Origin of the sequence: Verminephrobacter eiseniae EF01-2, from assembly GCF_000015565.1 — a bacterium.
Lineage (GTDB): Bacteria > Pseudomonadota > Gammaproteobacteria > Burkholderiales > Burkholderiaceae_C > Acidovorax > Acidovorax eiseniae.
In genome coordinates this window covers 2209331-2220461 of the sequence record NC_008786.1, presented here as the reverse complement: position 1 = coordinate 2220461, position 11131 = coordinate 2209331, and the positions used below count along the sequence as shown (strand labels likewise).

The window sequence follows — 11131 nt, the reverse complement described above, 5'->3', positions numbered from 1 at the left end:
TTCAGGCAGGCGGGCGGCGGTCACGGCGCTTTCCTTTTGACGGAAGGGATGCAAAGGCTTGATCTGGTCTCGTTCGCCTTTTGCGGCCAGCAAGAGGCGCGGGTGTCAGCGATGCCGGTCACCCACCCGGTGGGGTAACAACAACTTGCACTGTTGACATCCACGGAACAAATCCGATACGCCGAAATATAGCTCATTGGAAACCAATCAACCTAATGTGTTGGTCGGTATTTGCCCAAATCAGGTACAACAGGCTATGGATCAATGGAAACCCATAACCCCAGCATATGGGATGGGACTTGCGCAAAATTGGGCACCACGGGCCGGGTGCCGAAGATCACGGCCAGCGCGCTGCCGGCGGGGGTTTCTGCGCAGGTCCCCAATGGCGCCCGATGTGGCCCTGCGTGTCGGCGGCCACCAGGTGGTGGCCGACCAGGCCCCGATCGCGGCTGGCCCCGAACAGGTCATTCCATTCCTGAAGCACCCGTGCACTTTGCCGGCGTCGCTTGCCGCATATCCGTGCTGTCGCGTCACCGATCATCTGTCGGTCTGCGCTGGCCATCGGAGCGCATCGCGGCGTTGCATCGCTTGCCAATACGCTCGGTATTGGTCGGTATTGGTCGGTATTGGTGTATTGGTATTAGCTGCGCGATGCGCCTTGCGCTGCGCTCCGATGGCGGCGCGCAGCCTGCGACATCTGATCGGTGACGCGACAGTGCTGTCTGCGCCCCGCCTTCGCTTTCACGAACGCTTTGGCAATGGCGTCAGGCCACGGCGGCGCTCCAGGCCCGAAAAGGTTGGCGCGCAGGCCGGCAGTTCATGCCGCAGTAGTGATGGCGCCCGGGGTTGAACGGTCATCCATCCGTTGCCGCCGCGCTCATCGGCGTTCTATCCATGTGCTGTCCGGGTCTGGCAGCGCAATGGCGGCCAGCAGGGCGCGGGTGTAGTCATGCGCGGGTGCGGCGAACACTTGGTCGGCCGGGGCGGCTTCGACCACTTCGCCGGCGCGCAGGATCAGCAGGTCGTCGCACAGGCTGCGCACCAGCGACAGGTCGTGGCTGATGAAGATCAGCGACAGGCCGGTATCGCGGCGCAGCGATTCCAGCAGCGCCACGATGCGGGCCTGGGCCGACACGTCCAGCCCGCTGGTGACTTCGTCGGCGATCAGCACCCGGGGCGCGAGTGCGAGCGCGCGCGCGATGTTGACGCGCTGGCGCTGGCCGCCGGAGAGTTCGTGCGGCCAGCGGTTGGCCAGAGCGGGCGCAAGCCCTACGCGATCGAGCAGTTCGGCCGCCAGCGCTTCGGGGCGCCGCCCGCCCAGGCGGCCAAGGGCTTGCAGCGGGCGAACGATGCTGGAGCCGACGCGCCGCCGGGGGTTCAGTGCCGACATCGGGTCCTGGAACACGAGTTGGACCTGTGCCCGGTAGGCGGTGAGCGCCGGGCCGGTGAGCGCCGTGACATCTTGCCCGTCAAAGACGATGCGGCCGCGCTGGGGCGGCATCAGCAGGGTGAGCGCCCGCGCCAGGGTGCTCTTGCCGCTGCCCGATTCGCCGATCACGCCGAGTGCGCCACCGCGCCGGAGCGCGAAGCCGACAGCGCGCAAGAGGGTGCGCCGCGCGGGCCGGGCTTTGCCTCGGGGCGCGTTGTGATCGGGCACATCGAGGCCCAGGCCGTCGGCTTGCAGCAGGCTTGCGCTCATCGCGCGTCCTGCGCCCCATCCAGCGCCAAGGCTTCGGCCTCCAGCCGGGCGATCAGCGCGTCGTCCACCGGTTGCAGGGTCTGGCCGGGCCGGTCGAAGCGGGGCGTGGCCGCCAGCAGCGCGCGGGTGTAGGCGTGGCGCGGCTGCGCGTAGACCTCGGCCACCGGCCCTGCTTCGAGGATGCGGCCGGAGTGGATCACGCTCATGCTGCGCGCCAGTTTGGCGACCACGCCCAGGTCGTGCGTGACCAGCAGCACGCCTTGGCCGTCGCGCGCGAGTTCGTGGATCAGGCGCAGCACTTCTTTCTGGACCGTGACATCCAGGGCGGTGGTCGGTTCGTCGCACAGAATCAGCTGCGGCCGGCAGGCCCAGGCCATTGCGATGACCACGCGCTGGCGCATGCCGCCGGACAGTTCGTGCGGGTATTGCCCGAGCACGCGCTGCGGGTCGCGCAGGTGCACGCGCTCGAGCAGCGCCAGCAGCGCGCCGGCCAGGTCGCTGCCGCCCAGCCCGCGGTGCAGGCGCAGCACGTCGGCGATCTGCGCCCCGATGCGGCGCACCGGGTTGAGCGCGCTCAGCGGGTCTTGCAACACCATGTTGACCACCGGGCCGCGCACACGGCGCCACTGCGCTTCGCTCCAGCGGGTCACGTCCTGGCCGGCCAGGCGGATGCGCCCGCGCACGATGCGCGCGCCGCGCGGCAGCAGCCCGGTGGCAGCGCGTGTCACCATGGTTTTGCCGCCGCCCGATTCGCCGACCAGCGCATGCACGCCGGCGGCGGGCACGGACAGGTTCACGCCGCGCAGGATGTGGCTCGTGCGCCCGGCGCTGCAGATCACTACGTGCAGGTCTTCGATCTCCAGGACCGCAGCGCTGTGGTTCATGCGCGCAGCACCGGGTCGAGTTCCTGGCGCAGGCCGTCGCCCAGGGCGTTCAGGCCGAGCACCGCCAGCATCGTGGCGGCGACGGGCAGCACCATCAGGGACGGCGCCTGGTGGACGTACAGCCGGCCTTCGCCGAGCATGCCGCCCCAGGTCGAGGCGCCGGAGGCCACGGACAGGCCGACGAAGCTGAGAATGGCCTCGACGACGATGGCAATGCCCATCTCCAGCGTCACCAGCGTGATGAGCAGCGGCGCGACATTGGGCAGCACCTCGGTGGCGAGGATGCGCAGCGGCGACAGCCCCAGCATGCGCGCCGAGGTGACGTAGTCCAGCGCCTGCTGCGCCTGTGTCTCGGCGCGCACCACGCGCGCGAAGCGCGTCCAGTCGACGACGGCGATGGCCGCGATCACCGACAGCAGCCCGGTGCCCAGCAGCGCCACCAGCACCACGGCCAGCAGCACCGGCGGAAAGGCCATCCACACATCCACCAGGCGGGAGACGACGGCATCGACGCGGCCGCCGAAGTAGCCGGCGGCGGCGCCCAGCGCCGTGCCGGCCAGCGCGGCCAGCAATGTGGCGGCCATGGCGACGATGGCCGCCGTGCGCGCGCCCCAGATCAGCCGCGACAGCACGTCGCGCCCGAGGTTGTCGGTGCCCAGCCAGTACGGCGTGCGGCCGGTCTCGGGCGGCGCGGCCTGCGCGGACCAGGCGGGTGCTTGCAGCGGAGCGAGGAAATCCTGCTCCAGCGGATCGTGCGGGGCGAGCCAGGGCGCAAACAGCGCGCAGGCCAGCAGCAACAGCAAAACCAGGGCGCCCGACACGACCCGGGGGTTGCGCAGCAGCCGCTCGGCCAGCGCCGGGGCGCTGCGGCTCATCGCCGCGCCCCCCGCAGCCGGGGGTTGAGCGCCAGCGTCAGCGCATCCACGCCCAGGTTGATGGCGATGAACAGCACGGCGAAGGTCAGCACCACGCCCTGGATCAGCGGCAGGTCGCGCGCGATCACGGCGTTGATCGCCAGGCTGCCGATGCCGGGATAGCTGAACAGCCGTTCGATCAGCACGGTGCCGCCGAGCAGAAAGGCGAACTGCACGCCGGTGATCTGCAAGGCCGGCGTCAGCGCATTCGGCAGCGCCTCGGTCAGCAGCACGCGGGGCAGCGACAGGCCCTTCAGGCGGGCCAGCAGCACGTAATCGGCGGCCAGGGCCTCGCGCATCGAGGCCTTGAGCACGCGCGCGATGATCGCCGCCACCGGCAGCGCCAGCGCCAGCGCCGGGGCCGCCGAGTGCTGGAAGACCGAGGCCGTGACATCCCAGCGGCCGCGCAGCAGGCTCTCGAAGAAAATGAAGCCGCTGGCGGCCGAAAATTGCAGCAGCGGATCGACGCGCCCGGAGATGGGCAGCCACATCCACACCACGCCGAACAGCAAGATGAAGACCAGGCCCCACAGGAAATCGGGCACGGCCTGCACCAGCGCCGCCGCGCCGTCGATCAGCGCGGCGGCCCAGCGCCCATGCGCCGCCGCCGAGACGATGCCGGCCAAGCCCCCGGCGAGCACGGCGAACAGCAGCGCCGTCAGGCCCAGTTCCAGCGTCGCCGGCAGGCGCTGGCCGATCAGCCGCAGCACGTCCTGGCGCAGGCTGATGGAGGTGCCGAACTCGCCCTGCACGGCGCGCACGAGCCACAGCCCGTACTGCTCGGGGATGGAGCGCTCCAGGCCGTAGAAGGCGCGCAGGCGCGCGATGTCCCCGGGGCCTGCGCCTGGCGGGATCATCATCGCCACCGGGTCGCCGGGCACCACGCGGATCAGCACGAAGACCACGAGACTCACGCCCAGCAGCGTCAGCAGGAGGTGGACGGCGTGACGCAATCGTGCTCCCCGTCAGTGCCTTCCTGCCGATTCGGGCCGATTCGGGCCGATTCAGGCCCGGCCAACCGTCTGCGGCAGCACGAAGCCGGCGCCGTGCGGCGCAAAGCGCAGGCCCTTGCGGTAGACCACCGTCTGGCTGTACTGGAACAGCGGGATCACCAGCGCGTTGTCGGCGATGTACCGGTCCACCGCCTTGTAGCCGGCGATGCGCTTGGCCTCGTCCTTCTCGCCCCACAGCGGGGCGATCAGCGCGTCCAAGGTCTTGGGGTCCTTCCAGGCCGAGTGGGGCGAATGGCTGAACATGGCGAAGCCCGTCGAGGTGGACGGGTCGCCGATCGAGTTGCCCCAGTTGTAGAACGCCGCCGGTGCCAGTTTGTGCTGGGCGCGCAGCTCGTAATGCTTGGCGACCTCGTAGACCTCCAGTTCCACATCGGCGCCGATGGCCTTCCACATGCCGGCAATGGCCTGCATGACCTCGAAGTCCTTGGGCTTGAAGCCGCGCGTGGTCTGCACCTTGAACTTCAGCGGCTTGCTGCGGCTGTAGCCGGCCTCGGCCATCAGCGCGGCGGCGCGCCTGGCATCGAAGGGCACCCCGATGCCGGCGTCGAAGGCGGCGTAGTCCTTCGCCTGCAACGTGTCTATGGGGGTCACATGGCCCTTGAGCAGCCGCTCGGCCAGGCCCTTCTTGTCCACGGCCAGCGTGAGCGCCTGGCGCACCTTGTCGTTGGTCATCGGCTCGACGTTGGTCAGGAAAATCATGCCGATGTCCGACACCGGGGCGATGCTGGCGTTGAAGCCCCGTCCGCGCAGCCGCTCGGCCTCTTCGTAGGGTATCTCCAGCGTCAGGTCCGAGCGGCCGGACTCCAACTCGGCCACGCGGGCCGACGGGTCGGTCGTGAACTTCACCACCACCGTCTCGAAGGCGGGCTGGGGGCCGAAGTAGCCCTTGAACGCGCGCAGCCGCATGTGCGAGCCTTGCACGAACTCCTCGACCTGGTAGGGGCCGCTGCCCACGGGCTTGCGCTCGAAGCCGGCCGCGCCCACCTTCTCGTAGTGAGCGCGCGGCAGCACATAGCCGGTCAGGAAGGCCATCCACTTGAAGAAGGCCGGCTCGAACTCCTTGACATCGGCGATCACCTTGTCGCCCTGGGCGCGGACGTTGCCCACCTTGCTCCAGACGAACTGGATCGGGTTGCCGGTCTTGGGGTCGCCCGCGCGGCGCAGCGACCAGGCCACGTCCTCGGCGCTCACCGCGCTGCCGTCGTGCCATTTCGCGCCGCGCCGCACGGTCATGCCGATCTGGGTCTTGTCGGCGTTCCAGCCCCATTCGGACAGCAGGTCCGGCTTCAGGCTCAGGTCCGGGTTCTGGTCGATGAACTGGGAGAAAACAGCCTTGTAGAGCGACTGTATCGTCGGGTTGACGGCCGAGGGGCCCACGGTCGGGTCCCAGGACGGCAGATCCACGTTGTAGGCGATGGTCAGGGTGCTTTGCGTTTGCGCCAGCACTTGCAGCGGGCCGGCGGCGCTGCCAAGGGCGGCCAGCGCGAGGCCGCTGTGGCGCAGGAAATGCCTGCGCCCGGTACAAGGGTGGTGGATGTGGTCGTGCATGGTTTCTCCTGGGCGTCCGATGGGGGAAGGGCTTGGGGATGCGGGATGCGGGATGCTTTGCTGGCGCTCAATCGGCAGTGATCGCACGCGATTTGAGTATGTCCGTGAACAGCCGCGTTTCGGCCCGCACCATGGCCTTGTATTCGCTCGCCTGCAGGGGCACGGCCTCGGCGCCCAACTCCAGGAAGCGGGCCGCGATGGCCGGCAGTGCCAGCAGATGGTTGATCTCCCGGTTCATGCGCGCGATCACTTCGGGCGCGACATGGCTTGGCGCGTAGACGCCGAACAAGGTGTCGGCGTAGACATCCTGGAGGCCCAGTTCGGAGAAGGTCGGGATATCGGGCGCGCTGGCGCTGCGGTTGCGGCTTGCCACCGCCAATATCTTGAGCTTTGCGGCCTTGACGGCGGCAAACACCGTGCCGGGGGCCAACGAGAAGTCGATCTGCCCGGCCATCACGTCCTGGATCGCGGGGGCTGCGCCACGGTAGGGCACATGCGTGGCGCTGATGCCTGCGCTTTGCTTGAAAAGCTCGACGCCCAGGTGCGGCGTCGTGCCGTTGCCGGCCGAACCGTAGCTCAGTGTGCCGGGGTGGGCCCGGGCATAGGCGACAAACTCTTTCAGGGAGTTGGGCGCAAGGCTTGGGCGCGTGATCAGAAAGAGCTGGCTGTTGGCCAGCAATGCCACGGGTTGCAGGTCTTTGTGCGGGTCGAAGGGCATGCGCGCGAACAGCACAGGGTTCACGGACTCGGTGGTCGAGACGGTGACCAGGAAGGTGTGGCCATCGCCGCCGTTGTGCACGACCTCTGCGCCGGCCACGTTGCCGCCTGCTCCGCCCCGGTTGTCGATGACGACCGGCTGGCCGAGCGCTTGGCCCAGTGGCTGCTGGAGCAATCGCGCCATGACGTCGGCCAGCCCTCCCGAGGGGAAGGCCACGACCAGGCGCACCGGCTTCGTCGGCCACGACGGGGTCTGGGCGGCAACGCCCGTGATGCCGAAAAGAGTGCTCCATCCGGTCAATGAAGCGGCCAGCATCGCGATGGCGCGGCGGCGGGGGCGTTGGTACATGCGCAGTCTCCTGGCAAAGGGGTGGGGGTGGGGGTGGGCGGCCTCAGCCGTCATCTGCGGCGACGGCCGTGGCTTCGATCCCGGCCAGCGCCGCGCCGGGCATCGGCGCGGCGATCGACAGGGCGGCCGGCCGGCGGTCAGGGGGGGAAACCGGCGCTCGATGGCCCCCGATCGCGTCCGCGTGCCGTGGTGCCGCGAACAGGGCCGGAAGGCCAGGGAACGCCATCGGCCGGCTGCGGTTCATGGCGCCAGCCCCAGTGTCTGCAACCTCTGGCTCAGTGCCTGGCCCTCGGCGTCGCGCAGTGCGGCCTCGCGCAGCGCGCCAAGCGCCGGGCCGGCATCTGCGCGGCCGCGCAGTTCGCGCGCGGCGCGCAGCAGGCGGTCGAAGCGGCTGCTGCCGCGCGCATGCGTATCGCTGTAGCCTTTGACCAAACGGCGACAGCGCAGCAATTCGAGGGCCAGCGCGCGGTCGTGCGGCAGCACCTGCTGCACCTCGGCCAGCCAGGCCTGGAGATGGCCCAGTTCCTCGGCGTGGCGACGGCTGCTGCGGCGCCAGCGCCGCAGGCCGGCCACCAGGTGCAACTGCAGATGGCCGCGCAGCGTGTGCGTGCGGATGCGCCGGCCCCGGCTCAGGCGCGAGGCGAGCCAGTCCCTGAGCCGGGGCGAGCCGTCCAGCCAGTCGGCCAGGCGGCGCGGCAGCAGGCCCATGACTTCCTCCATCCGGGGGTGGAAGTACTCCTCGCTGCCGACCACGTCGTCGGCCCCTGCCGCCACCTCGCGCCGCAGGCGCGCCGAACGCTCCGCGCGCGTTTTCAAATCGGCGACACGGATCACGTCGTCGTAACTCATGGCCACCGCGACCCAGCGCGCGGCCTCGATGGCCACCTGGCCGTCTGCGGCGTCGGCGTCGGGGTCGGCGGCCAGCAGGCGGGCCACATGGTCGAGGTACTCGCCGCCGTAGGCCGCGTCCTGGTAGTCCACGACCCGCGCCAGACCTTCGCCGAGCCAGTCCCACGCCGGCCGGGGGAACGCGGCGCGGATGCGCTCCAGCAGCGGTTGCAGTTGCGCGCTGGCGGCCGTTGCAGGCAGCGGGCGCGGCGCCGTGTGCATCGGGTCGGCGGGCGGATCGGGCGGTGCCGCGCTGCGCGCCACGGCGGCGCCGGCGCGCAGCGCGGCGAGGCTTGGCTTGACGCCGACGCCGCTGCGTTCGACCACCGCTTCGAATTCGGCCAGCGCGAAGGGCAGCGCGCCGCTGCCGGCCAGCGCGCCGAACAGGCTTGCCGAGATCACGCTGCCCTGCCCCGCCGCCAGCGCCTGCATGTCGGCCATGACCAGATGACGGGCCTCGCGCCGCACGATGTCCAGCACCTGGGCGCTATCGGCAATGCCGTTGCCCGACACCATCTTTTCCTGGATCGCAAAGACCCGGTGGCTGCTGGCGATCACCGTGGTGCGCCCGGGGGTCACCAAGCCGCGCTCGACGGCGCGGCCGGCTTCCATCAGTTCGGCGGCGATCAGCACGTCCACATCGCCGGGCACGGCCATCAGCGCCAGCACCGGCGCCTGGCCTGGCGTCGGCTCGACCAGTTCGATGTAGTAGATGGTGGCCCCGGTGCGCTGGGCGACCCCGGCCACCGACGTGGCCTGCGCGGTCCAGCCGGCATGTTCGGCCAGGCGCACGATCCAGTCCACCAAAACCCCGCCGCCCTGGCCTCCGAGGGCCATGATCGCGATGTGGATGCTGTGCGGCTTCAGGGTGCTGAGCTGGCTCATCGCGGCGCCTCCAGCGGGAACAGCGCCCGGTGCGCGCGCGCGCGCCATTGGCGCGCCTGCAGCCAGGCCAGCGCACGCCGGCGCCAGCGGTCCAGCCAGCGCTCGGCAGCGCCCGGGTTGTGCACCTTGTGGGCCTTGTAGAAAGAGGGGCAGAGCACGGCGGCGTCGGCCACCTCGCCGCAATGGCCGCAGGCCACGCAGTGCTCGTCCACGCTGGCCACCGGGTCGGGTTTGAGCGCATCGCCGCTGGGCGCCAGCGTCAGGCTCGGGCAGCCCGAGATGCGCATGCAGGCGTGGTCGCCCGAGCAGACGGCGGCATCGACACCGAAGCGTTCCTTGACGACGCGCGCGCCGGCCTCGATCGCCTTGGCGGTGGCGGGCTTGTCGCGCCGCTGGCGGTTGAGCATGCACTCGCTCTGGGCGATCACCACCTTGGGGCCAGGCTCCTTGCTGCTCAAGGCCGCGCGCAAGGCCGCGCGCATGCTTTTCACGTCGTAGGTGCGGGTGATGGTGCGCACCCATTCGACGCCGACCCCGCGCACTGCGCGCTCGATGGGGTGCATGGTGCTGCGGTTCGGGTTGACGGCGCGCGAGGAGGGCAGGTCCTGGCCGCCGGTGGCCGCCGAGTAGTTGTTGTCGACGATCACGAACACGTTGCGCTGCTTGTTGAACACCGCGTTGGCGATGCCCGAGGTCAGGCCGTTGTGCCAAAAACCGCCGTCGCCCATGAAGGCCAGCGCCGGCTTGGAGGCGCCCAGTTGCGCGCCGGCCGCGAAGGCCGAGGCGCTGGAGCCGCCCAGGCCGTAGCCCATGGTGGTGGCGCCCAGGTGGAACGGCGGCATGATGGAAAACAGGTGGCAGCCGATGTCGGCCGAGACATGGTGCATGCCCAGTTCGCGTTCGACCAGTTTCAGCGAGGAGAAAATCGGCCGCTCGGGGCAGCCCACGCACAGCCCGGGCGGACGCGGCGGCAGCAGCGGCGCCAGCGCCGCCGCTGCGGACACAGGCGCGCGCGGCACGCCATCGTCCACGGCGCCTTTGCGCGCCGCCAGCGACAGCGCCACCGGCGCGGCGAAGGCGGCCGGATGGTGGCGCTGCAAGAAGCCCTGTATGCCCTTTTGCAAGGCCGCCACGGTGTAGTCGCCGCCCCTGGGCAGCAGATCCTTGCCGTGCACCGCAGTGTCCAGGCCGCGCCGCCGCAGCAGGGTGTTGAGGTTCTGCTCCAGGTAGTCGGGTTGGCCTTCCTCGACCATCAGCACGGCCCGCTTGCCACGGCAAAACCGGTCCACCTCGTCCTCGATCAGCGGGTAGGCGACGTTCAGGATGTACAGCGGCACGCGGCTGGCGCCGAACAGGTCGGCCTGGCCCAGCAGCTTGAGCGCGCGCAATACGCTGTTGGCCAGGCCGCCCAGGGTCACGATGCCGATGTGCTCGAGGTCGCCCTCGACCCATTCGTTGAGCTTGCGCTCAGTGATGAATTTCACCGCCGCGGGCCAGCGCTGCTCCAGTTTCTCGCGCTCGTGCAGAAAGGATGCGGGCGGCAGCACGATGCGATCGATGTCGCGGCGCGGGTTCTCCAGCGCGTCCTTGAGTGTGAACGCAGGCCGGCGGTTCTCGCGCGTGATGAAGCTGCCGTGCAGGTGGCATGAGCGGATGCGCAACTCCAGCATCACCGGCGTGTGCGTGGCTTCCGACAGCGCAAAGCCGTCGTGCACCGCCTGCACGATGGACGGCAAATGCGGCCGGGGGTCGAGCAGCCACATCTGCGACTTCATCGCAAAGGCGTGGGTGCGCTCTTGCATGATGGAGGAGCCTTCGCCGTAGTCCTCGCCGACGATGATCAGCGCGCCGCCGGTGACGCCGCCGGAGGCCAGGTTGGCCAGCGCATCGGAGGCGACGTTGGTGCCGACGGTGGACTTCCAGGTCACCGCGCCGCGCACCGGGTAGTTCACCGACGCGGACAGGGCGGCGGCGGCGGCGGCCTCGCTCGCGGCAGGCTCGAAGTACACGCCCAGCGCGTTCAGGATGGGCTGGGCGTCGGCCAGCACATCCATCAGGTGCGAAATCGGCGAGCCTTGGTAGCCGGTGACGTAGCTCACCCCGGATTCGAGCAGCGCCTTGGTGACGGCGAGGATGCCCTCGCCACGGAACTCGGTGCCGGCCGGCACGCGCAACTGCTGGACTTCTTTGGCAAATGATCGCTCGGCCATGTCAGGCTCCCTGAAACCGGTGCT

The 11131-nt window shown here is 69.9% G+C and carries 10 protein-coding genes; 1 reads left to right on the top strand and 9 read right to left on the bottom strand.

From position 1 onward, the window contains the following. The first annotated feature begins 486 nt into the window (after positions 1 to 486). Complete coding sequence (locus VEIS_RS29680; protein WP_232287888.1) at positions 487 to 708, top strand: hypothetical protein; 222 nt, start codon at positions 487 to 489, stop codon at positions 706 to 708. A 169-nt stretch (positions 709 to 877) separates the two neighbouring features. On the opposite strand, the gene VEIS_RS09645 is transcribed toward VEIS_RS29680, so the two are convergent. The 9 genes from VEIS_RS09645 to VEIS_RS09605 form a co-directional block, all read right to left on the bottom strand. Then, entirely contained in the window at positions 878 to 1699 is an 822-nt protein-coding gene (locus tag VEIS_RS09645) for an ATP-binding cassette domain-containing protein (RefSeq protein WP_011809730.1), read from the bottom strand. After that, positions 1696 to 2583, bottom strand: a complete 888-nt coding sequence (locus VEIS_RS09640) for an ABC transporter ATP-binding protein (RefSeq protein ID WP_011809729.1) — start codon at positions 2581 to 2583, stop codon at positions 1696 to 1698. Before VEIS_RS09640 ends, VEIS_RS09645 begins: the two co-directional genes overlap by 4 nt. Beyond that, a complete protein-coding gene (locus VEIS_RS09635; protein WP_011809728.1) occupies positions 2580 to 3458 on the bottom strand; it encodes an ABC transporter permease in 879 nt (292 codons plus the stop codon). The genes VEIS_RS09640 and VEIS_RS09635 overlap by 4 nt, the downstream gene beginning before the upstream one ends. Continuing rightward, positions 3455 to 4450: an ABC transporter permease gene (locus VEIS_RS09630; RefSeq protein WP_011809727.1), complete on the bottom strand. Its 996-nt coding sequence runs from the start codon at positions 4448 to 4450 to the stop codon at positions 3455 to 3457. The genes VEIS_RS09635 and VEIS_RS09630 overlap by 4 nt, the downstream gene beginning before the upstream one ends. A 51-nt stretch (positions 4451 to 4501) precedes the next feature. Further along, positions 4502 to 6058: an ABC transporter substrate-binding protein gene (locus VEIS_RS09625; RefSeq protein WP_011809726.1), complete on the bottom strand. Its 1557-nt coding sequence runs from the start codon at positions 6056 to 6058 to the stop codon at positions 4502 to 4504. A 67-nt stretch (positions 6059 to 6125) separates the two neighbouring features. Then, entirely contained in the window at positions 6126 to 7124 is a 999-nt protein-coding gene (locus tag VEIS_RS09620) for a Bug family tripartite tricarboxylate transporter substrate binding protein (RefSeq protein WP_011809725.1), read from the bottom strand. 43 nt (positions 7125 to 7167) lie between these two features. Beyond that, entirely contained in the window at positions 7168 to 7368 is a 201-nt protein-coding gene (locus VEIS_RS09615) for a hypothetical protein (protein WP_041949930.1), read from the bottom strand. Beyond that, positions 7365 to 8897, bottom strand: coding sequence for an indolepyruvate oxidoreductase subunit beta family protein (locus VEIS_RS09610; RefSeq protein WP_011809724.1), 1533 nt, complete (start codon positions 8895 to 8897; stop codon positions 7365 to 7367). The genes VEIS_RS09615 and VEIS_RS09610 overlap by 4 nt, the downstream gene beginning before the upstream one ends. Next, positions 8894 to 11107: a thiamine pyrophosphate-dependent enzyme gene (locus VEIS_RS09605; RefSeq protein ID WP_011809723.1), complete on the bottom strand. Its 2214-nt coding sequence runs from the start codon at positions 11105 to 11107 to the stop codon at positions 8894 to 8896. Before VEIS_RS09605 ends, VEIS_RS09610 begins: the two co-directional genes overlap by 4 nt. Positions 11108 to 11131: the final 24 nt, after the last annotated feature.

What these genes read in the sequence shown, in the direction of transcription:
- VEIS_RS09645 (WP_011809730.1), bottom strand. Translation starts at nt 1,699, where the DNA reads ATGAGCGCAAGCCTGCTGCAAGCCGACGGCCTGGGCCTCGATGTGCCC.
- VEIS_RS09625 (WP_011809726.1), bottom strand. Translation starts at nt 6,058, where the DNA reads ATGCACGACCACATCCACCACCCTTGTACCGGGCGCAGGCATTTCCTG.
- VEIS_RS09640 (WP_011809729.1), bottom strand. Translation starts at nt 2,583, where the DNA reads ATGAACCACAGCGCTGCGGTCCTGGAGATCGAAGACCTGCACGTAGTG.
- VEIS_RS09620 (WP_011809725.1), bottom strand. Translation starts at nt 7,124, where the DNA reads ATGTACCAACGCCCCCGCCGCCGCGCCATCGCGATGCTGGCCGCTTCA.
- VEIS_RS09605 (WP_011809723.1), bottom strand. Translation starts at nt 11,107, where the DNA reads ATGGCCGAGCGATCATTTGCCAAAGAAGTCCAGCAGTTGCGCGTGCCG.
- VEIS_RS09615 (WP_041949930.1), bottom strand. Translation starts at nt 7,368, where the DNA reads ATGAACCGCAGCCGGCCGATGGCGTTCCCTGGCCTTCCGGCCCTGTTC.
- VEIS_RS09610 (WP_011809724.1), bottom strand. Translation starts at nt 8,897, where the DNA reads ATGAGCCAGCTCAGCACCCTGAAGCCGCACAGCATCCACATCGCGATC.
- VEIS_RS09635 (WP_011809728.1), bottom strand. Translation starts at nt 3,458, where the DNA reads ATGAGCCGCAGCGCCCCGGCGCTGGCCGAGCGGCTGCTGCGCAACCCC.